Origin of the sequence: Marinilabilia sp., assembly GCF_016278715.1 — a bacterium.
In the GTDB taxonomy this organism is placed as follows: Bacteria; Bacteroidota; Bacteroidia; order Bacteroidales; family Marinilabiliaceae; genus Marinilabilia.
The window spans coordinates 1-21,503 of the sequence record NZ_JADQBH010000265.1; the positions used below are offsets into that span (position 1 = coordinate 1).

18 protein-coding genes are annotated in these 21,503 nt (G+C 41.9%); 15 read left to right on the forward strand and 3 right to left on the reverse strand.

Features of this window, described 5'->3' with window-relative positions:
- The 11 genes from QZZ43_RS16135 to QZZ43_RS16185 all read left to right on the forward strand — a co-directional run.
- On the forward strand, positions 1-820 hold an 820-nt coding region (locus tag QZZ43_RS16135), incomplete at its 5' end, for a carboxypeptidase regulatory-like domain-containing protein (RefSeq protein WP_291861524.1).
- Positions 821-930: 110 nt separating this feature from the next.
- Positions 931-2,103, forward strand: coding sequence for an AIR synthase related protein (locus QZZ43_RS16140; RefSeq protein WP_291861526.1), 1,173 nt, complete (start codon positions 931-933; stop codon positions 2,101-2,103).
- A 185-nt stretch (positions 2,104-2,288) separates the two neighbouring features.
- Positions 2,289-3,374, forward strand: a complete 1,086-nt coding sequence (gene prfA / locus QZZ43_RS16145; protein ID WP_291861527.1) for a peptide chain release factor 1 — start codon at positions 2,289-2,291, stop codon at positions 3,372-3,374.
- A 32-nt stretch (positions 3,375-3,406) separates the two neighbouring features.
- Positions 3,407-4,234 (forward strand): orotidine-5'-phosphate decarboxylase, encoded by an 828-nt coding sequence (gene pyrF / locus QZZ43_RS16150; protein WP_291861529.1) that lies wholly within the window; start codon positions 3,407-3,409, stop codon positions 4,232-4,234.
- A gap of 130 nt (positions 4,235-4,364) precedes the next feature.
- Positions 4,365-5,645, forward strand: a complete 1,281-nt coding sequence (locus tag QZZ43_RS16155) for a DUF2851 family protein (RefSeq protein ID WP_291861531.1) — start codon at positions 4,365-4,367, stop codon at positions 5,643-5,645.
- An 87-nt stretch (positions 5,646-5,732) separates the two neighbouring features.
- Positions 5,733-6,317, forward strand: a complete 585-nt coding sequence (locus QZZ43_RS16160) for a hypothetical protein (RefSeq protein WP_291861533.1) — start codon at positions 5,733-5,735, stop codon at positions 6,315-6,317.
- 224 nt (positions 6,318-6,541) lie between these two features.
- Positions 6,542-6,811, forward strand: a complete 270-nt coding sequence (gene rpsO / locus QZZ43_RS16165) for a 30S ribosomal protein S15 (protein WP_291861535.1) — start codon at positions 6,542-6,544, stop codon at positions 6,809-6,811.
- 181 nt (positions 6,812-6,992) lie between these two features.
- A complete protein-coding gene (locus tag QZZ43_RS16170) occupies positions 6,993-9,116 on the forward strand; it encodes a polyribonucleotide nucleotidyltransferase (RefSeq protein WP_291861537.1) in 2,124 nt (707 codons plus the stop codon).
- Positions 9,117-9,273: 157 nt separating this feature from the next.
- On the forward strand, positions 9,274-9,765 hold the full coding sequence (locus QZZ43_RS16175; protein WP_291861539.1) for a hypothetical protein: 492 nt from the start codon (positions 9,274-9,276) through the stop codon (positions 9,763-9,765).
- 232 nt (positions 9,766-9,997) lie between these two features.
- Positions 9,998-12,121, forward strand: coding sequence for a prolyl oligopeptidase family serine peptidase (locus QZZ43_RS16180; RefSeq protein WP_291861541.1), 2,124 nt, complete (start codon positions 9,998-10,000; stop codon positions 12,119-12,121).
- A 427-nt stretch (positions 12,122-12,548) separates the two neighbouring features.
- Positions 12,549-14,273 (forward strand): hypothetical protein, encoded by a 1,725-nt coding sequence (locus QZZ43_RS16185; RefSeq protein ID WP_291861543.1) that lies wholly within the window; start codon positions 12,549-12,551, stop codon positions 14,271-14,273.
- Between the two features lie 216 nt (positions 14,274-14,489).
- On the opposite strand, the gene QZZ43_RS16190 is transcribed toward QZZ43_RS16185, so the two are convergent.
- A complete protein-coding gene (locus QZZ43_RS16190) occupies positions 14,490-15,029 on the reverse strand; it encodes an RNA methyltransferase (RefSeq protein WP_291861545.1) in 540 nt (179 codons plus the stop codon).
- An 88-nt stretch (positions 15,030-15,117) separates the two neighbouring features.
- On the opposite strand from QZZ43_RS16190, the gene sucC reads away from it, so the two are divergent.
- Positions 15,118-16,305, forward strand: coding sequence for an ADP-forming succinate--CoA ligase subunit beta (sucC, locus tag QZZ43_RS16195; RefSeq protein ID WP_291861547.1), 1,188 nt, complete (start codon positions 15,118-15,120; stop codon positions 16,303-16,305).
- Positions 16,306-16,666: 361 nt separating this feature from the next.
- Here sucC and QZZ43_RS16200 read toward each other — a convergent pair whose 3' ends face one another.
- Positions 16,667-17,926, reverse strand: coding sequence for an arginine deiminase family protein (locus QZZ43_RS16200; RefSeq protein WP_291861549.1), 1,260 nt, complete (start codon positions 17,924-17,926; stop codon positions 16,667-16,669).
- Positions 17,927-18,269: 343 nt separating this feature from the next.
- On the opposite strand from QZZ43_RS16200, the gene nfo reads away from it, so the two are divergent.
- Both nfo and QZZ43_RS16210 read left to right on the forward strand, forming a co-directional pair.
- Positions 18,270-19,121 carry a deoxyribonuclease IV gene (nfo, locus tag QZZ43_RS16205; protein ID WP_291861551.1) on the forward strand — a complete coding sequence of 284 codons (852 nt, stop codon included), beginning with the start codon at positions 18,270-18,272 and terminating at the stop codon, positions 19,119-19,121.
- A 273-nt stretch (positions 19,122-19,394) separates the two neighbouring features.
- A complete protein-coding gene (locus QZZ43_RS16210) occupies positions 19,395-20,012 on the forward strand; it encodes a DUF4294 domain-containing protein (RefSeq protein ID WP_291861552.1) in 618 nt (205 codons plus the stop codon).
- A gap of 48 nt (positions 20,013-20,060) precedes the next feature.
- Here the strand turns inward: QZZ43_RS16210 and elbB are convergent, their stop codons facing one another.
- Positions 20,061-20,720: an isoprenoid biosynthesis glyoxalase ElbB gene (gene elbB / locus QZZ43_RS16215; RefSeq protein ID WP_291861554.1), complete on the reverse strand. Its 660-nt coding sequence runs from the start codon at positions 20,718-20,720 to the stop codon at positions 20,061-20,063.
- Between the two features lie 87 nt (positions 20,721-20,807).
- Between elbB and thpR the strand changes: the two genes are divergently transcribed.
- Positions 20,808-21,386: an RNA 2',3'-cyclic phosphodiesterase gene (gene thpR / locus QZZ43_RS16220; protein WP_291861556.1), complete on the forward strand. Its 579-nt coding sequence runs from the start codon at positions 20,808-20,810 to the stop codon at positions 21,384-21,386.
- Positions 21,387-21,503 lie beyond the last annotated feature (117 nt).

Here is a 21,503-nt window from a genome sequence, read left to right on the forward strand (position 1 = left end):
TTGTATTTATCCCGAAGAAGAACCTGCAGGGGCAACCATTATGGTTCGTAAGCGCGCCGGAGGACGTTGGGGGGAACCTGAAGCACTTACTTTTGGCCCCGATAGTCTGATTTTTGCTCATCCGGCATTATCCCCTGATGGAAATACTCTTTACTTTGTTTCAGATATGCCGGGAGGTTTCGGAGGAAAAGATCTTTGGAAAGTTACCCGCTCTTCGGGCAGCGAATGGGGTATTCCTGAAAACCTGGGTGTTAAAATAAATACTCCTGCTGATGAGATGTTTCCTACGGTTCGGAGCGATAGTCGCCTTTATTTTTCTTCCGACGGCTTGGTTGGTTATGGAGGCTTGGATATTTTTGAAGCTGTATATGATTCGGAGAACGATGACTGGACAATTCGAAATCCCGGTCTGCCTCTCAACTCTTCCGGACATGATTTTGGAATTGTATTCCGTGGAAATAGAGAAATGGGAATGCTTTCATCTTCGCGTGGCAGCTACCGTGGAGTAGAGCAGATTTATGATTTTGAACTCCCCGCAATTGAAGCAATTCTGCAGGGCAAGGTTGTCGATGAGTCGGGAGATGCCATTGAAGCTGCTTCTGTTCGGGTGGTGGGAAACAATGGAATTAATCTCACTGCATCCACTTCATCGTCAGGAGACTTTACTTTTGTGTTAGAGCCCGGAGCTTCTTATATTGTGATGGTTAGTGCTGATGGGTACTACAATGGAAAAATGGATTTTTCAACCCTCGGAATGGACCAAAGTGATGAGTTCGACGAGCAGGTTACGCTTAAAGAAGTGGGCTCCGGAAATGAATAATATTCTACACGATTAAGGATTCCAGTGAATTGTAAAAACTCTTGTTTTTCTACCCCGAAAAGTTTGTGTATTTTTGCAGGAAATTTACAAACACCCAAAAACAACTCTTCGTGCAGCAAGATTTACGATACAACCAACGAGGCGTTTCTGCTTCAAAAGAAGATGTGCATAAGGCCATTGAAAATGTCGATAAGGGAATATTTCCCAAAGCGTTCTGTAAGATTGTTCCCGATTTTCTGAGCGGCGATCCTCAGTGGTGTAATATTATGCATGCCGACGGAGCAGGAACTAAATCATCGTTGGCTTATCTATATTGGCGCGAAACAGGCGATCTGTCGGTATGGAAAGGAATTGCCCAGGATGCTTTGATAATGAATCTTGACGATTTGCTTTGTGTGGGGGTGACTGACAATATTTTGCTTTCATCAACCATTGGACGCAACAAAAAAAGAATTCCCGGCGAGGTGATTGCTGCCTTAATCAACGGCACCGAAGAGCTGTTGCAAAACCTTAGAGAACAAGGGATATCCGTTTATAGTACCGGGGGTGAAACTGCTGATGTGGGCGACTTGGTACGCACCATTATTGTTGATTCTACGGTTACTGCCCGGATGAAGAGGCGTGATGTGATTTCCAATCATCTGATTCAACCCGGTGACGTAATTGTAGGTCTTTCTTCAACGGGTCAGGCCAAATATGAAGATTTCTACAATGCCGGGATGGGAAGCAATGGGCTTACTTCGGCGCGGCATGATGTATTTGCTCATTATCTGGCCGGTAAATATCCCGAAAGTTTTGATCCGGAAGTTGCTGATGACCTTATTTATCAGGGAAAATATGAGCTTACTGAAGCAGTAGAAGCACTTGGCATCGATGCGGGGAAAATGGTTCTGTCCCCCACCCGTACCTACGCTCCCGTTGTAAAGAAAGTGCTTGAGAATATCCGTCCTCAGATTCACGGAATGGTGCATTGCTCGGGTGGTGCACAAACCAAGGTGATGAATTTTGTGGATAATATGCATGTGGTGAAAGATAATCTGTTTCCGGTTCCCGAACTGTTTCGCATTATTCAGGAAACGTCACAAACACCCTGGCAGGAGATGTATAAAGTGTTTAATATGGGGCACCGTTTTGAGTTTTATGTGAAGGAAGATGCCGCAGGTAGCATAATTGATATTGCGAATTCTTATGGAGTGGATGCCCAAATAGTGGGTCGCTGTGAAGCTTCATCCGAAGGAAATAAACTAACCATTAAAGGAGAAAAGGGAACTTATCACTATTAGGTTTGCTTGATATTTGTAACCTGTTGCAGAGGCCCGGGAGGCATAGAGTATCTCTCGTTCTGTAATCAGGTTTTTTTATGTACTTATGAGTTTGGTGGAAAAATTCTTTTTAGACGGGACTCACTTATTTTTTAAGAAATAACCATCCTGACAGTAAAATGCTCTGTTGGGTAAATTGAAATAATATGGCACAAGATAATTCGTTACTCGAAAAAATGGAGGCGTTGCGCTTACGCTTCGAAGAGGTTGCGCAGATGATTACCGACCCTGAAGTTATTGGCGACCAGAAAAGATATGTGAAGTTGAATAAGGAGTATCGCGAACTCGAAGACCTTGTTACTGTTGGAAAAGCCTATAAAAATCTCCTGGAAAACATTGAATCGGCTAGGGCAATGCTCAAAGAGAATGATGATGAGATGCGTGCTATGGCCCGGGAAGAACTGGACGAATTAGAAGTGGAACGTCCCAAAGTGGAAGAAGAAATTAAGATGTTGCTTTTGCCAGGCGATCCCGAAGATTCTAAAAATGCAGTGATGGAAATCAGAGCCGGAGCCGGTGGAGATGAAGCCAGTATTTTTGCAGGGGATTTGTTCCGGATGTACACCAAATTTTGTGAAAGTAAGGGCTGGAAAACCGAGGTGACACACTTTTCAGAAGGAACAGCAGGTGGATACAAGGAAGTGGTGATGAAAGTCTCTGGTAATGGAGTTTATGGAATCTTAAAATATGAGTCTGGGGTTCACCGTGTTCAGCGGGTTCCGCAAACCGAAACACAGGGAAGGGTTCATACTTCAGCGGCATCGGTAGCTGTTCTTCCCGAAGCCGAAGAGTTTGACATTGATCTGAAGCAGGAGGATATCCGAAAGGATACTTACTGCTCATCAGGCCCCGGAGGTCAGTCAGTTAACACGACTTATTCTGCTATCCGGCTAACGCATATTCCCACCGGAATTGTGGTTACCTGCCAGGACCAGAAGTCGCAGATCAAAAACCTTGATAAGGCAATGACTGAGCTGCGTACGCGTATATACAATCTGGAATATCAAAAATATCTGGATGATATCTCATCTAAACGGAAGACAATGGTTTCAACCGGCGACCGTTCGGCTAAAATCAGAACCTACAACTATCCGCAAGGCCGGGTGACAGACCACCGTATTACCTTTACGCTTCATAATTTACCGGCTGTTATGGGTGGCGATATTGGCGGAATTATTGATAAATTGCAGATTGAAGAGAATGCTGAGCGACTTAAAGCCAGCGAAATGTAATTTTTAACCAGCAACCAGAAAAATAAAATACCATGACCAGTCAGGAAATTTTTGAACAGATAAAGAAAAAGCAGAGTTTCCTTTGCGTGGGACTTGATAGTGATATCAACAAAATTCCCCATTTTCTTTACGATACCACCGATCCGGTTTTTGCTTTCAATAAAGAAATTATTGATGCGACTCATGATTTGACGGTTGCCTACAAGCCCAATCTGGCTTTTTATGAAAGTATGGGCGTGAGCGGTTGGAATACACTGGAAAAAACCGTCAATTATATTCGGTACAATTATCCTGATATCTTTATTATTGCTGATGCAAAGCGGGGAGATATTGGTAATACTTCAAGTCTTTATGCTAAAGCCTTTTTCGATGCGATGGACTTCGATGCAGTTACCGTGGCGCCATACATGGGCGAGGACTCTGTAAAGCCGTTTCTTACTTATGTGGGAAAATATGTAATTCTTCTGGCTCTCACATCCAATAAAGGAGCATCTGATTTTCAGTATATGAAAGAAAATGATGAGCGTCTTTTCGAAAAAGTGATAAATACTTCAAAACAATGGGGCGATGAGGAGAATATGATGTATGTGGTAGGGGCTACCCGAGCCGAAATGCTTCAGGATATCCGAAAATCGGCTCCTAAACACTTTCTGCTTGTTCCCGGTGTCGGGGCTCAGGGCGGAAGTCTTGCTGAGGTGGCTCGCAATGGCATGAATGAGCAATGCGGCCTGCTGGTGAATTCATCCAGAGGCATCATTTTTGCCGGCAATGGAGAGGACTTTGCCCAAAAAGCACGGGCTGCTGCTTCGGAAGTTCAGCAGGAAATGGCTTCTTTGCTTCGGGAAGCGTCTCTTATATAAAATAAGGTAATTGTAATATTTCTGTTTTATTTGTAGCTTGCAAATCAGGCTGGGTGCATCAAACTATTGATGACCGGGTTATTGTATGACCATAACTGAAGGTTGACCAATAATCTTTAAAGCCTGACTTATGAATGAAGATTTTCTGCATTTTCTCTGGCAATACAAGTATTACAAGCCGGGGCTCTTTTTTACGGACCAGGATCATCAAATGGAGGTAATTCATCCCGGATTGCCCAATTCCAATGCAGGGCCCGATTTTTTTAATGCCAAAATCAAACTTGATGATGTGATATGGGCCGGCAATGTTGAGATCCACATCAACGCATCAGACTGGTACAAACATTCCCATCATCAGGATCCTCTTTATGATAATGTTGTTTTGCATGTGGTGCTGCATGATGACGGGGAAATTGTAAACAGTTCAGGACGTCTGGTTCCCTGTTGGGAAATGGAAGTTCCCGAAAATATTCTGAAGCATTATCAATCGCTGAAATCCCATCAAGGCTGGGTGGCATGTGAGAATTACATCAGGGATGTTCCCGGTTTCGAAACGGAAGCCTGGATAGAGCGGATGTTGATTGAGAAACTGGAAATGAAAGTGTCAGGAATTAGTGAGTTGTTAACGACTTTTCGAAACGATTGGCAGCAGGTTTTCTTTGTGGTGCTTTCCCGGAATTTTGGGTTTGGCCTCAATGGAGATCCTTTTGAGCAACTGGCCAGACATATTCCCTGGCAATACATTCTGAAAAACGCTGATTCCTCCATTAAGCTTGAAGCTTTATTTTTGGGACAAGCCGGGTTTCTGGAGGTGCTTCTCCATGAAGATAAATATGTTCAGATGCTGTTGAGGGAATACCGATTGTTGAAACACAAATACGGGCTTGCCCCCATGTCGGCTCATTTATGGAAGTTTTTGCGGATGCGTCCGGGCAATTTCCCTACTGTCCGTCTGGTTCAGTTGGCCGCACTAATCTCAGGAAATCCGTTTTTGTTTGACAAATTGCTGGCCTGTGAAAACCTGGCTGATGCCCGAAGTTTTTTGAGTGTTAAACCATCGGAGTATTGGCATAATCATTACCGGCCGGGGGTTGAAGGCCCGCCAAAATCAAAGAAGATTGGTGCGCAGACCATTGATTTGATTATAATTAATACCGTCATTCCATTGTTCTTTGCCTACGGTAAATTGAGAAGTAATTCTTTATTACAACAGAGGGCTCTTGACTGGCTATCTGAGTTACCTCCCGAAAAAAACAACATTGTTAGCGGATGGGAAAGACCTTCTATCGGGATCAAAGCACAATCGTCTGCTCAAAGTCAGGGGTTGGTTTATTTGAAACGGAATTATTGTAATTATCGTAAATGTCTGTTCTGCCGTGTGGGACATAAAGCATTATCGTCAAGTTTTTAGTAGAAATAAAAAATGGTTCACTTTTTGTTAATGCTTTAATTGTTAAAAAATATTTATTTTGTAGCGTTAAACTCAAAACATTTTGTTATGAAATCTCGAATTCTAATTGTTGCCGCATTTTCTCTTATCCTGATGGGGAGTATTTCTTCCTGTAAATCCAAGAAAAAAGTAACTGCTAAAAGTGAGATAGGAGATGTTATCGAAGAATTACCCTGTGAAGATAAAGGAAAGTCTGATAAAAATTATTTTCGGGCTAGTGCCATGTCTACAAGTTCTGACTTGAGTCTGGCTAAAGAAAAGGCCTTGTTGCTAGCCAAGCAGCGTCTGGTAACGTTAATTAATTCCAATACCAAGTCGGTGACAGACAGGTATGTGAATGAGCGGGAAATCGGTGATGCTGCCGAATTTGAACAGAAATTTGAAAATATGACCCGTGAAGTCGCTGATGAGACCATTAACAATATTGTGGTTACCTGCGAAAAAGCCAGCGTTACTGAGGAAGGTAAATATCATGGGTTTGTGTCTATCGAGGTGCATCGTGATGATGTTCTGAAAGGAATTGATAAGAGGATCTCCAATGACGATAAATTGCAGCTTGATTACGACAAGCAAAAGTTTCAGGAGATCTTTGAGGATGAGATGGAGCAGATGGCGAAAGAGCGAGGGTACTAGGGATTTAGGTTAAGGTTGAGAGAAAACAATGCGGGTTGGTAACTTATTTGTTAACAGACATGTACTTGTTGTCTTGAGGAATGAATACGCAATAAGTGTGGTATTTCTTATTCTCAGCCTCAACCTTTTAAGTCTTTAAAAACTATAAACGAACCGTTTGCAGGTTTTTAAATTATTCCATATCTTTGCGGCCTATTTGTAAACCATATATTTAATTAGATCGTATGCATCTCACAAAAGAAGGAAGACAAGAGATCTTTGCGAAGTACGGAAAGTCGAATACTGACACTGGTTCACCTGAAAGCCAGATAGCATTATTTACCACCCGTATCGCACATTTGACCGAACACCTGAAGGCTAATAAGAAAGACTTCAGTACCCAGTATTCTCTGAAGAAGATGATTGGTAAACGTCGTAACTTACTTGATTATCTGAAAGCAAAAGATATTGAAAAATATCGTGAGCTGATTAAGGATCTTGGGCTTCGTAGATAGGTCAATGAAGAATAGTATTAAAAAGGCAGTTCTCTTCCGGGAATTGCCTTTTTGTTTTTCGCTTCTGCCCGTTTTTTGCGACTTTTTGAAAAAAAGGTGACCTTTGTGGGCGTTGGGTGGTAGATATTATCTATCTTTGGGATTGATTTAGAGATTGTAAGAAAAAAATAGAAATTTATTTATGATTAAGCCGATTGAAAAAAGTATTGACCTCGGTGATGGAAGGTCAATCGTAATTGAAACTGGAAAGTTGGCCAAACAGGCCGACGGATCGGTAGTTGTTAGAATGGGCAATACGTATTTGCTCGCAACAGTGGTTTCTGCAAAAGATGCGAAACCTGACGTCGATTTTATGCCACTCTCCGTGGATTACAAAGAAAAGTATTCTGCGATTGGGCGTTTTCCCGGAGGATTTCTTAAGAGAGAAGGTCGTCCGTCTGATTTTGAAATACTTGTATCGCGACTGGTTGACAGGGCTTTGAGACCATTGTTTCCCGAAGATTATCATGCTGATACTTTTGTAAATGTTAGTCTTATTTCAGCTGACAGTGAAAGTGTTCCTGATTGCCTTGCCGGACTGGCTGCTTCTGCGGCTTTGTCCGTTTCTGATATTCCTTTCGCAGGACCAATTTCCGAAGTAAGAGTAGCACGTATCAATGGCGAATTAAAAGTGAATCCTGCTGCCACTGAGCTTAAGGAAGCTGACCTTGAAATTATTGTGGCCGCTTCAATGGATAATATAATGATGGTGGAAGGTGAAATGGCTGAGGCTTCTGAAGCCGAACTTCTGGAAGCCATGAAATTTGCCCACGAAGCCATTAAAGTACAATGTGCTGCTCAGATCGAACTTGCCGAAATGGTTAACGTCACTAAACGTGAATATTCGCACGAAAACAATGACGAGGATCTGCGTAAAAAAGTTTGGGATGCTACTTATGAAAAGGCCCGTGAAGTGGCTCGTTCCGCTAATCCAAATAAGCATGAGCGCATGGACGGATTTTCTTCCATCGTTGATGAGTTTATTGAGAATAATTACAATGCCGAAGAGGATGAAGTTCCTACTGTTCTGATAAAGAAATACTTCCACGATGTTCAAAAAGATGCAGTTCGCAGGGTAATGCTTGACGAGAATGTTCGTCTGGATGGACGGGCAATGGATGAAATTCGTCCCATCTGGTGCGAAGTGGATTGCATTCCCGGACCTCATGGTTCTGCCATTTTTACTCGTGGAGAAACACAGTCTTTGACTACTGTTACCCTTGGTTCCAAACTAGATGAAAAGTTGGTGGATGATGTGCTGTTTAAAGGGTATGATCGGTTTTTATTACATTATAACTTTCCTCCTTTTTCTACCGGTGACGCCAAAGCTTACAGAGGTGTAGGCCGTCGTGAAATTGGTCATGGAAATCTGGCTCACAGAGCCCTTAAGGGTATGTTGCCCGATGAAACTCCTTATGTAATTAGGGTTGTCTCTGATATTCTGGAATCAAATGGCTCTTCATCTATGGCCACCGTCTGTGCCGGTACAATGGCATTGATGGATGCAGGTATTCCGTTTAAGAAGCCGGTTTCGGGTATTGCCATGGGACTCATTACCGATAAAGACAGCGACAAGTATGTTGTGCTTTCAGATATTCTTGGAGACGAGGACCACCTTGGAGATATGGACTTTAAAGTAACCGGTACTGCTGATGGTATTACCGCTACCCAGATGGACATTAAAGTGGACGGACTCTCTTATGAGGTGTTGGAAAAAGCGCTGGAACAGGCGCGTCGCGGACGTCTTCATATCCTTGGTAAAATTACTGAAACCATCAGTGAACCGCGTGAGGATTATAAGCCTCATGCACCACGAATTGTAACTTTTCGTATTCCTAAAGATATGATTGGTGCTGTAATCGGACCAGGAGGAAAGATTATTCAGGAAATCCAGGCTGAAACCAATACCAGTATTTCTATCGATGAAGATGAAAAGAATGGTATCGTAGGAATTTCTGCTAGTGATAAAGCTGCAATTGATAAGGCATTGAATCGTATCAAAGGGATTGTTGCTGTGCCTGAAGTAGGTACTGTCTATACTGGCAAGGTGAAATCAATTGTGCCCTTTGGTGCTTTTATTGAAATTTTGCCAGGCAAAGATGGTTTGCTGCATATTTCTGAAATTGAGTGGCGTCGTCTGGAAAAAGTGGAGGACGTACTTAAAGAAGGTGATATGGTTGAAGTGAAACTGATTGAAGTGGACCAACGTTCAGGAAAACTGAAGTTGTCACGCAAAGTTTTACTGCCTCGTCCGGAGCGTAATTAAACTATTATTTGAGATTTTAAAGTTTTGATTTCTCAAAATATCAACAAATCCCCGGTGGTATTCGTTATTCCATCGGGGATTTTGTTTTTATACCTGTTTTCCTTACTTTAACTCTCTGAATCATTCCAGACTATTTGGTTGAAAAAACAACATTATTATGAGCCGCTACAGAACAATCCAACAGTGGTACGAAATTTTGAGTAACCGCCTAAAAGGTGCTCCACGGGAAAGCATCAGATTTTACAGCCTCGAAGCCTTTCCCCGTCTGATGCACCACCTGGAAACGCATAAAGCTGATTGCGAGGTTTGCCGTGAGCACTTTGATTTGCTTGATGAAATGAGTTTCGAATTGGGTCGGTGGATGAAAACAGATGCCCCTGAAATGGTGAATTTTCAGGCCGAACTTGAAGACAGTGTCCGCCATTTGCGCACAGAGCATAAAGTGTTTCCTAAGGGCCTGTGGTTGTCGCGTTTTGTGTTGATGGGAATTCTTGTTGGTGTGCTCGGAGCACTGCTTACCATTGTGGTGGTGGCAGGTGTGGTTATAGGAGGGGTTTTGCTCACCGGAGCCTTTATTGGAATGCTGGTGGGTTGGTTGGCCGGAAAAAATAAGGAACGAAAAATTAGAAAACAAAACCGGCTTTATTAATTATATGAGTGTGGTTTGAAAAGATGCTTTTTAGACCGGGCTCTTATATCAAAATCCAATATCCCTTGAGAATAATCCAAACGCAATGTAACCCTACGTTAGAACTGTGGATTATGAAAGACGCAAAAGCTTTATTATCAAATAGATGGAATTAATGACTCCGGTCATCAATTGACTCGATATCAGCTCGTTAAGAGCGACTCGTAGAGTTTTAGAATCAAAAGTATAAAAAATGAACTATCGTAATTTAATTTTCCCGGTGCTTGCTATGGCAACATTTTCTTCCTGTAAGGATAAAGGTCCGGATACACCTGATTATCCCGAAACTAAAAAAGTCGATACTGTGGATGTTTATTATGGCACAGAAGTGCCTGACCCTTACCGTTGGCTTGAAGACGACCAGTCGGAAGAAACTGAGGATTGGGTACAGCGTCAGGTAAAAGTCACCAATCAGTATCTGGGTGAAATTCCGTTTCGGGACAAAATCAAAACCCGGCTTACCGAGGTGTGGAATTACCAAAAAGAAGGGACACCTGTTCGCAAAGGGAATTATTGGTTTTTTATGCGAAACAATGGACTTCAGAATCAATATGTCATGTATGTGAAAGAAGGCCGTGATGGTGAAGAGCGTGTATTGCTTGACCCCAATAAATTATCTGAAGACGGTACTGTTGCCCTCTCCGATTATGCTGTTTCGGAAGAGGGAAACTATATGGCCTATTCTATTTCCAGGGGAGGCTCTGATTGGAACGAGGTTTACGTGAAAGATGTTGCAACCGGTGAGAATCTTGATGACCATTTAGAGTGGGTGAAATTTTCTGAAATTTCATGGTTTGGTGAAGAGGGATTTGTCTACAGTCGCTATGATGCTCCGGACAAAGGAGAAGAGCTAACCAATGTGAACGAATTTCAGCAGGTATATTATCACAAGGTCGGAGATGATCAGTCCGTAGACCGTTTGATTTTTAAAGACCCTGTGGATGGTTTACGAAATTATACTGCTGTGGTGGATGATGATAAGGAGAATATTATTCTTACAGGAAGTGAATCCACCAGCAATAACTCTTTTCTGATAAAAGGATGGAACCAGCAGGAGTGGATGATTGCTGATACGACCTTCGAAAATAATACCAGCTACCTGGGAACTGTGAACGGAGAATATTGGGTGTTGACTGATTTTGAGGCTCCCCGCTACAGGGTGATGGCCATTGATCCCGATAACCCGGCCATAGAAAACTGGGTGGAAGTGGTTCCGGAAAAAGCAGATGTTCTGGAAGCCGTTGAACTCTCCAAATCATTTGCTGTTGGGCACTACATGGTAGATGCCGAATCAAAACTTGTGATCTTTGACTTCTCCGGAGAGCAGCTGAGCGAAATTGCTTTGCCGGGGAGAGGTTCCGTTGATGCCCTGCGGGGCATACGCGAAAACGACCAACTGTTTTATTCTTTTGATTCTTATAGTATTCCCAGTCAGGTAATTGAATACGATCTTGAAACAAATGAGAGCACGGTTGTTTTTGAACCTTCCGTGGACTTTGATGGGGATAATTATGAAACCAAACTGGTATTTGTTGAAGCGGAAGACGGGGCTCAGGTGCCGTTGCATATTGTACATAAAAAGGGAATTGAGCTTGATGGCAATAATCCGTTAATGCTGTATGGATATGGCGGTTTCAATGTTGTATATGCTCCCGGTTTTGATGTAAGGTTGATTCCGTGGCTTGAGAATGGAGGTGTTTATGTGAATGCTCACATCCGTGGAGGAGGAGAATATGGTGAAGACTGGCATCAGGGAGGAACAAAGCTCAACAAACAGCGGGTTTTTGATGATTTTATTCTTTCTGCTGAGAAGTTGATTGAAATGGGATATACTAATTCTGAAAAAATAGCAATTCGGGGTGGATCCAACGGAGGGTTGTTGCTTGGCGCTGTTGTGAATCAGCGGCCAGAACTGTTTCAGGTATCTCTCCCCGCAGTTGGGGTGATGGATATGTTGCGTTATCATAAGTTTACCATTGGCTGGGCATGGGCCGGTGACTACGGACGCAGCGATGAAAGTGAGGAAATGTTTCGTTACTTGTATGACTATTCCCCCGTTCACAATATACAGACTGGTGTTGATTATCCCGCAACACTCGTATTCACGGCTGACCATGACGATCGCGTGGTGCCGGCCCACTCTTTTAAATACATTGCCACCCTTCAGGAGAAATATAAAGGCGAAAACCCGATGCTTATTCGCATTGAGACAAAAGCTGGACACGGAGCGGGCAAACCTGTTGCCAAACAAATTGAGGAGGTGGCAGATATGTATGCCTTTACTTTTTACAATATGGGTGTGACACCTTATAAATAGCCTGAAGGCGTAAAAAAAACAGACAAAAGCTTTATTTTGTCATTTAAAAAACTTATTATTGTAAATAGTCTGTGTGAAAAAGAAAATTTGTATTGTTTGATAACAGAATATTTTTCACAAAGAAGGCTCTCAGCAAGGAGAATTAAAAATGAAGGATAAGGTGTAAAAGTCTGTTTTAGTTGCCTTCTGCCAGAAGTGGTTTTGGATAGTATTAATTTAAATATTAGATTATTACGGGTCAAATCAATATTCAGATTTTATCTAAAGTGAATAATCTTCCGGTGACATGTTATTTTTTTGTTGAAAAACTTCAGCGATTGCCTATATTTGTATTAAATCGTGTTTGAAGTATTTCATTTTTTAAAAACATTCCTAAATTTGTATAGAAGATAGGATTTATTCAAGAACAAATAATTCGGTTAACATTATGAAAAGAACAAGAATCAATCTTTTTGCGACTGTTGCACTTGCTGCTTTGCTGGCCAGCTGTTCCGGTCTGGATAAGATGAAAGACAACGCACCAGACATTAATTATACTGTGACTCCTGAAGTGTTGGAAGTACATGGTGGTCAGGTGCCTGTAACCATCAAGGTACAAGTACCGGGTGGCTACTTCGATAAGAAGACTGAAATTACTGCAACTCCGGTTCTGGTTTATGACGGAGGCGAAACTGCTTATGCTCCCTACCAATTGCAGGGTGAAAGCGTGGATGGGAATGCAAAAGTTATTTCTTATGCTAATGGTGGACAGTTTACCTATGAAGGAACTGTGGACTATAATGAAAACATGAGAGTTTCTGATCTGGTAGTGAGAATTACTGCAACTCGTGGTAGTTCTACTCTTGATTTTGAACCGGTGAAAATTGCTGAAGGTGTAATTTCAACTTCTCAGTTGCTCGGAAAAAAAGGTGCTATCGCTGCTCTTGGTGAGGACAATTTCCAGAGAGTCACTCCTGAGGTAGGTGAAGCTGATATTCATTACCTGATTCAGCGTTCAAATGTTCGCAATGCTGAGTTGAGAAAGGATGATATCAAAACTCTTTCTGAATTCGTGAAAGCAGCCAAAGAAGCTGAAAACAAGGAATTCAAAGGTGTTAATATTTCAGCTTATGCTTCTCCCGACGGCCCTATTGATTTGAACACTCGTTTGGCCGGTGAGCGTGAAGCTTCTGCCAAGAAATATCTTGAGGGTGCTTTGAAAAAAGCCGGTGTCGAAGATGTTACGGCTGAAGATTTCTTCGAATTGCGTAATACTCCCGAAGACTGGGAAGGCTTTAAGGCACTTGTTGAGAAGAGCGACATCGAGGACAAAGAAGTAATTCTGCGTGTTCTTTCAACATACAACGACCCTGAAGTTCGCGAAACAGAAATAAAGAATATGGCTGCTACTTACAAGGTACTTGCTGATGATATTCTTCCTGAATTGCGTCGTTCAAAACTAAATGTTAATGTAGAAGTTATTGGTAAGTCTGATGATGAAATTTCTGAATTGGCTTCTTCTTCTCCTGAAGAGTTGAAACTTGAAGAACTTCTTTATGCAGCTACTCTGACTGAAGACCTTGACGAGCAACTTGCTATTTACAAGTCTACCCTGGATCAGCATTCAGACTGCTGGAGAGCTCAGAACAATATTGGTGTGGTTCTCTTCAAACAAGGTGATGTTGACGGTGCTAAAGTTGCCTTTGAAAAAGCCAATGAGATGAAAGCCAACGAGCCTGTGGTTGTAAATAACCTTGGTGTAGTAGCTCTTTATGAAGATGATGTTGAAGCCGCCAAAGAATACTTTGACTCAGCTGCCGGTGCCGGTGCTGCTTTAGATAACAACCTTGGTGTATTGGCCATTTACAATGGCAACTACGACGAGGCTACTCGTTATTTTGCAAACAGCAACAACTGTAACGCTGCTTTGGCTAAGATTTTGAACGGAAACTATGACGCTGCTTTGGCTACCTTGAATGCCAATAAAGCAGAGGTTGGTATTAAGTACTACCTGAAAGCAATTATTGGTGCACGTCAGAATGATACTGATATGTTGTTCGAAAACCTTGGTAAAGCTGTTGAGCTTGATGGTTCCCTGAAAGAAGTTGCTGCAACTGATATGGAATTTGCACGCTACTTTGAAGATGCTTCTTTCAAAGAAATCGTTCAATAAATTATAAGGTTGTAAATCCTTTACGATATTAAAAAGGCTGCCGTTTGGCAGCCTTTTTTTTGCGATTTACGTAACTATAGAATAATAATTGTTAAGTAAGGAAAGGAGTATGACGTTGTAATTTCTTTAGCCCCGCAATACTTGTCCAGAAATTTAAAGTGTAAGTTTCTTGGTTTGTGGAGTGTGATCCATTCAATCTTGTGGCTGTTCCCGGATTCAATCCTTATCACTTAACCATTTGCCGGCCAATTCCCAAAGAACAATTCCTGCAGTTACTGAAACATTGAAAGAGTGTTTGGTTCCAAATTGTGGGATTTCCAGACACAGGTCACATTGGTCAATTACCTCCTGCGCTACTCCTTTTACTTCATTTCCCAGAATGACAGCATATTTTGATTTTGTCTCCGGTTCAAATTGTTTCAACGAAATACTTCCTTCGACCTGTTCAATTCCTATAAGTAAATACTCCTCCTGTTTCAACTTTTCTATGGCCTCTGTTGTTTCATTAAAGTATTGCCATTTCACCGAATCTTCAGCTCCAAGAGCTGTTTTGTGAATCTCTTTATGAGGTGGTGTTGAGGTGATGCCACAGAGGTAAACGGCCTCCAGGCGAAAGGCATCTGAAGTGCGAAATATACTTCCTACATTATGAAGACTTCTTATGTTGTCCAGAACGACAATAATGGGTGTTTTGGTAGATTCTTTGAATTGGTTCACAGAAATTCTGCCCAGTTCATTGAGTTTAAGTTTTCGCATTTTTTTAAGAAACAAAATTAGATAAACTCTTTTAGTCAGACCAAGAAATTAGCAGTTAATCATATTTTTTTTACAAAAAATCTACTTTATGAATATTCATGAGTATCAGGCCAAGGCTATATTGAAACAAAATGGGGTTACCATTCAGGAGGGAATTACTGCTGATTCAGCTGATGAAGCTGTTGAGGCTGCAAAACAATTACAAAAACAAACCGAAACCAGTTGGTGGGTGTTGAAAGCTCAGATACATGCCGGAGGAAGAGGTAAAGGGGGTGGCGTGAAGCTTGCAAAGAGTCTGGATGAAGTCCGCACTCTTGCAGGAGAAATGTTGGGGATGCAACTGGTGACCCATCAAACCGGATCCGAGGGAAAAACAGTAAGAAAAATTTTGGTTGCTCAGGACGTATACTATCCCGGGTCGTCAGAAAGAAAAGAATATTACATGAGTGTGTTACTCAACCGGGAAACCGGAAAAAACACCATCATGTACTCGGCCGAAGGAGGCGTTGATATAGAAGAGGTGGCCGATAAAACTCCGGAGTTGATTTTTAAAGAAGAGATTGACCCCGGAGGAGGAGTATTGCCATTTCAGGCGCGGAAGATTGCTTTTAATCTGGGGCTTGAAGGTCAGGCTTTCAAAGAAATGACAAAATTCGTGGCTGCCCTATACCGGGCTTATGTATCGGTAGATGCATCGCTTTTTGAGATTAATCCTGTCCTTAAAACCACAGATGATAAGATTCTGGCTGTAGATGCAAAAGTAAATCTGGATGACAATGCTCTGTACCGACATCCGGATCTTGCTGAAATGCGTGATTTGAAGGAGGAGGATGCCACCGAAACGGAAGCCGCAAAGAATAACCTGAATTTTGTTAAGCTTGACGGAAATGTGGGTTGTATGGTCAATGGTGCCGGACTGGCAATGGCTACCATGGATATTATTAAATTATCAGGTGGAGAACCAGCAAACTTTCTTGATGTGGGGGGGAGTGCCAATGCCAAAACAGTTGAAGCGGGATTAAAAATTATCCTTTCCGATTCTGCCGTAAAAGCTGTATTGATAAATGTTTTCGGAGGTATTGTGCGCTGCGACAGAGTGGCTTCCGGTGTTGTAGAGGCGTACAAAAATCTGGGAGATATACAGGTTCCTGTTATTGTAAGGCTTCAGGGAACAAATGCTGAAGAAGGGAAGGCAGTTATTGACAATTCTGGATTGAAAGTACGGTCGGCTATTACTTTAAAGGAGGCTGCTGATATTGTAAAAGAAGTTGTTTAAGGCTTGTAATCACAAATAGTCCGTTAAAAAAGCTTCAACGCAGAGAAGCAATGACGCAAATTTTTTAGTATGAGTGAGTTGTGGCTTGGGCGCCTGACTTCGGAATGGATTGAATGTCAATTGATTGTAGAGGTTTAACGGAGTCTTGAATGAAGTTTGATGATTGTTTTTGATTTACTATTGTTCGGAGAAACTTATTTCTTAAAAAAGATTGCTTCCCTTTGTCCGGAATGTTCCCTCATTGATAAAGCAGTGAAGCAATCTAAATCTTTACTTTCCAATTTTCCCGACCAATAATGTTTAGGAATAAAAGAACCCCGAAAAACACCTTTTAAGATGATTTTACGGGGTTTTTGCTGTTTTACCAAGCCACCGTTGAACGTCTTATGGGCATGGTCATGCATCTTGCCCCTCCGCCTCCTCGTGGCAGTTCTGATCCTTCAATAGTAACTACATATTTTTCGTAATCAGAGAGTTTTGTTTTATTATTAATTACGTCGGATGCTTTAAGAATGGAGAAGCCAACTTTGTTGAGGGCTTCAAGGGTATGCACGTTTCTGGCATATCCGATGAGTTTTCCCGGGCCGGTGGCAAAGAAATTGGCACCACTGTGCCACTGTTCTCTTTCCTGTTGCCACAAATCAGTTCCGCCGCACGGAACCGGTTTTAAGTCCATCCCGAGACTTTTCAGACACGGAAGCAGGCCGGATTGACGGGAAATTTCTTTCACTATTCCATTCTCAAATGTCATCAAAATAGTAGCATAGGAATTTTCGTGCCGCAATAACGGTTCATATATCATGCAGGTATCCCGGTCAAGTAAGGTGAAAATCATGTCCAGATGGATAAACGATTCAGGTGATTCCGGAAGTTGCTGAACTACAATGTGTTTCTCCCCTTTTTGAGTTTTTAGCTGTTCGGCCAGAAAATCAATTCCCTGAGTGGATGTCCGGGTGCCATTTCCCAAAATAAGAATGTCGTCTCTGGCAATGAGGACATCGCCTCCTTCGATGAAGGTTTCTGTACCCACATGCCAGGTATTCATTGGGTTAATGGTGGAAGTTTTAAAATGTGGAGAATAGTTGAAAATAGCATCCATAATGATGGATTCCCGTTCCCTGACTTTGTTGGCCATTTTAGAAATCATTACCTGGTTGTAAACCGTTACGGAGGCATCGCGGGTAAAGAAGAAATTGTGAAGCGGTCGCAGGGCATATCTTTCGTCTGAAAGAAAGGTGGTCAGAGAATCCCGCTTGATGGCAACTCCTTCGATGAGTTGTGTGGCCAGTTCTTTGTTGTTCAAAGACAACAAGTCTTCTTTGATGTTGAGAACCTTCTCGTGCGTGCAAATGCGTTCAATCAGGGAAACCTTTATTTCCGGATCCAGGAGGATTTCCGTTAACAGATCCTTGACCTGGAAAGTTTGAGAAATCATATTCAGAACGCCGCTGAGTTGTTGGTATTCCTCAATGGCTACCGGCAGATTTAATATGTCGCTGTAAAGAGCCCTTTCGGCATTTCCGGGTGTCATATTTTCCACTTCCGGGCCGGGGGTATGAAGGATAACGGCTTCCAGATTTCCAATTTCGGAGGTTACATGGGGTACTATCGGGGTGCTCATACAAGAATTGTTTTTTAGAAGTTTGGCAATATCATATTTTCGCAGGAAAAACGCTGAAAGCCTTATATGGTTCAACTTTTTTCTTTTTTGTGGGTTTCATTTACTACGGCAAAACTAAATGAACTATTTTAGTTTGGTGTTCATTCGAATGCAATTTAATGAATGTTTTGGGAAAAAAATCTGATTTTTCCCCAGACCTGAATGGATACGTAAATGGGCTTCATCTTCGAAATTCAATTCCGTATTAGCAGTTTCGGTATTTGGGGATTTTGTGTTATTTTGTAAATGGACGATTCTATTGCGGATGGAAACGAAAATGGTTTAACTTTCAAATTGATTTTAAATGACAAAAAAATTTTTAGGAGCACATGTTAGTTCCGCAGGAGGTGTTGAGAATGCACCGGTAAATGCTTCAGAAATTGGAGCAACAGCTTTTGCCTTGTTTACCAAAAATCAGCGTCAGTGGAAAGCGAAACCACTTACCGAAGAGAATATCAGTAAGTTTAAACAGAACTGTAAGCAACTGGGATTCTCGGCTCGGCATATTTTGCCGCATGATAGTTACCTGATAAATCTGGGGCATCCGGAAAGAGAGGGGATTGAAAAGTCAAGAGAGGCTTTTCTGGATGAAGTGCAGCGTTGTGAACAGCTTGGCCTTGAGTTATTGAACTTCCATCCGGGAAGTCATCTGAATAAAATTACGGAAGATGAATGTCTTCAGCGGGTGGCAGAATCGGTGAACCTCACGCTGGATAAAAGCAAGGGTGTTATTGCTGTGATAGAAAACACAGCCGGACAAGGCTCTAATGTGGGCTATCGGTTTGAGCATCTGGCCCGGATTATTGAACTGGTGGAGGACAAGTCGCGCGTGGGGGTATGTATTGATACCTGTCACGGCTGGGCAGGCGGATATGATTTTTTGTCGGAGGAGGAGTATGAAAAGAACTGGACCGATTTTGAAAGGCTTGTTGGACTTAAATATTTGAAAGGTCTGCACCTGAACGACGCTAAAAAGGATGTGGGAAGTAAAGTGGACAGGCATGCAAGTCTGGGCGAAGGGTTTATGACAAAAAGAACTTTTGAGCGAATGATGAAAGACGATCGGTTTAATGATATTCCTATAATTCTGGAGACGCCAAACCCTGAACTGTGGCCCGAAGAGATTAAATGGCTGAAACAGGAAGCCGGGCAGTGACGTTTTAGCCTTCATTATTAATGAATAGATTTTTTTTGAATAATGCTGGTTAGGTAAGCTTTTTGCACATTGAGTTTAGATATTCTTTTCATAGCGGCAGCAGGAAAACTGCTGTATTTTCAGTCTTTGATATGTAAGGCGGCAAATTCAGGGCTTTCGTTGTGATGTTTCGGGGTTGAAACTAAGGAGTCCGGATTCTCGTAAATAACTGTTTATGAAACGAAAGTTGCGCAGTGTTTTGCGTTTGTTTTCGAAAACAATGAAATCTGAACAATGATTGTAATAAGAAGATATATTTTCATGACAGGCTTTTTCCTGTTGGCCTTCTTATCTTTGTCCGGGCAGAATGTTCGAACAGAAGAGATGGCTGGTGAGGAGGTATTTCTTCTTGAATCAAAAGTCCTGAATGGTGATACCATTCCGCATATTCTTCTGCGTGAGGTGAAAGTAGTGCCTGACTGGAAGTTTAGGAGCAAGCGGGAGCGGAAGACCTATAATCGTTTTGTTCGAAACATAAAAATCGCTTTGCCTTATGCCCGGGTGGCCGCAAACCAACTGAACTCGATAAATGCAGAACTGGCCGGGATTGAAGGTGAAAAAGAGCGAAAGGAATTCCTGAAAGAAGCTGAAAAAGAATTGTTTAACCAATTTGAAAAGCCTTTGAGAAAACTTACTTTTTCGCAGGGGCGCATGCTGATAAAACTAATTGACCGGGAAACGGGTGACACCAGCTACGACCTGATAAAAACGTATAAAGGTGGCTTCTCTGCATTTTTTTGGCAGTCGGTGGCGCGTATGTTTGGATCCAATTTGAAAGATGAATACGATGGTGAAAGAGAGGACAAAATGATTGAACATATTATTATCCTGATAGATAACGGTATGTTGTAATGTTCCGAAGAATAGTCTGAGAAATTGATCTTCGGGAGTTTTACCAATTTATTTTGTCATTTCTAATACTGCAGCAACTACATTTTCAGCCCCTTCAGCAATTTGGGTGATTTTGGCATCCAGCATATAGCAAGGGGTTGTCGCAATTTTTAATTTTTCATCAATGACTACCTCGCCATGTGTTGTGTTCACATGTGTTGCTCCCATGGATTGTATTGCTTCGGAAGTTGATTGATCGGAACCAATGGTCATTTTGGCATTACCGAAGACTTTTGCCAGAATGACTGGTGAAATACATAACGCACCGATGGGTTTTTCGGCTTTGTTTGTATCTAGAATTGCTTTCTCAATTTCCTTGTTTACGGTGCAATCCGGTCCGTCGAAAGCAAAAGAACTCAGGTTCTTGGCAGCTCCAAAACCACCTGGGAACATCAAAGCTTCAAAATTTTCAGCATTGTAATCGCTCAGTGGGGTTATTTCGCCACGGGCAATACGTGCAGATTCTATTAATACATTGCGTTTTTCGTCCATTTCATTGCCCGAAAGGTGGTTAATCACATGATGTTGTTCTATATCGGGGGCGAATATTTTGTACTCAGCGCCGGCTTTCTCGATGGCCCAAAGGGTAAACACAGTTTCGTGAATTTCAGAGCCATCAAAAACCCCACAACCGGATAATACTACAGCTATTTTTTTCTTTTCTGTCATATTTTTCTCTATTTTGGTTAACATCATGAATGAAATAAAACAGTTGTAATTTATAAATTCTAAATTCTTTGTGCAAAATCAATTTTCATGGATAAAAAAAGAGTTTTTATAGCCATTGGTCTCCATGTAGGTCCTTCATTGACTCAATGGGTAAAGACATTAAAAAAGCTACAGGATGATGAACGTTTAAATTGGACCAATAAAAAACAATGGCATTTGACCTTAAAGTTTATTGGAGAGATTACAAAACCGGAAGTTAAAATATTGGCAGAACGGTTGTTTGATGCTTTTAAAAAAGCGGAAGGAGGAAAGTTGCTGATTAAAGGGGCCGGATTTTTCGGCCCATCGCGTGCTCCCAAAGTAATATGGGCAGGTATTGAAAATGATGAGTGGTTAAAAAAACTGAATCAGATTTCGGAAGAAGTTTGCAGCACCCTCGGGATTCCTGAAAGCCCCCATCCTTTTGCGCCACATCTTACGCTTGCCCGGATGAAAGGGCTGAAACACCCCACCCTGTTATTGGAGGAAATTCAGGAAAAAAAAGAGACCCTCTGGCATGAAACTGAGGTTAGAAAAGTTACCCTTTATGAAAGTCAATTAACCTCAGATGGCCCGGTGTATTCTGAGCTGGAACAATTTGAGCTGCAAATAGCAAACGGGCGTTGAGGAATTATCCCGCGCCCGTTTTCAATATTAAGAACTGTAAAGAAAAAAGTTTAATACGACAAGTTTTTTCGGCACAATTCCTTAATCAATCTACTTTACAAAAATTTAGGTGTTGTA

Coding starts and splice junctions, on each gene's coding strand:
- prfA (WP_291861527.1), top strand. CDS start 2,289: ATGGCACAAGATAATTCGTTACTCGAAAAAATGGAGGCGTTGCGCTTA.
- QZZ43_RS16210 (WP_291861552.1), top strand. CDS start 19,395: ATGATTGTAATAAGAAGATATATTTTCATGACAGGCTTTTTCCTGTTG.
- QZZ43_RS16170 (WP_291861537.1), top strand. CDS start 6,993: ATGATTAAGCCGATTGAAAAAAGTATTGACCTCGGTGATGGAAGGTCA.
- nfo (WP_291861551.1), top strand. CDS start 18,270: ATGACAAAAAAATTTTTAGGAGCACATGTTAGTTCCGCAGGAGGTGTT.
- rpsO (WP_291861535.1), top strand. CDS start 6,542: ATGCATCTCACAAAAGAAGGAAGACAAGAGATCTTTGCGAAGTACGGA.
- QZZ43_RS16160 (WP_291861533.1), top strand. CDS start 5,733: ATGAAATCTCGAATTCTAATTGTTGCCGCATTTTCTCTTATCCTGATG.
- elbB (WP_291861554.1), bottom strand. CDS start 20,720: ATGACAGAAAAGAAAAAAATAGCTGTAGTATTATCCGGTTGTGGGGTT.
- pyrF (WP_291861529.1), top strand. CDS start 3,407: ATGACCAGTCAGGAAATTTTTGAACAGATAAAGAAAAAGCAGAGTTTC.
- QZZ43_RS16200 (WP_291861549.1), bottom strand. CDS start 17,926: ATGAGCACCCCGATAGTACCCCATGTAACCTCCGAAATTGGAAATCTG.
- QZZ43_RS16185 (WP_291861543.1), top strand. CDS start 12,549: ATGAAAAGAACAAGAATCAATCTTTTTGCGACTGTTGCACTTGCTGCT.
- QZZ43_RS16155 (WP_291861531.1), top strand. CDS start 4,365: ATGAATGAAGATTTTCTGCATTTTCTCTGGCAATACAAGTATTACAAG.
- sucC (WP_291861547.1), top strand. CDS start 15,118: ATGAATATTCATGAGTATCAGGCCAAGGCTATATTGAAACAAAATGGG.
- thpR (WP_291861556.1), top strand. CDS start 20,808: ATGGATAAAAAAAGAGTTTTTATAGCCATTGGTCTCCATGTAGGTCCT.
- QZZ43_RS16180 (WP_291861541.1), top strand. CDS start 9,998: ATGAACTATCGTAATTTAATTTTCCCGGTGCTTGCTATGGCAACATTT.
- QZZ43_RS16175 (WP_291861539.1), top strand. CDS start 9,274: ATGAGCCGCTACAGAACAATCCAACAGTGGTACGAAATTTTGAGTAAC.
- QZZ43_RS16190 (WP_291861545.1), bottom strand. CDS start 15,029: ATGCGAAAACTTAAACTCAATGAACTGGGCAGAATTTCTGTGAACCAA.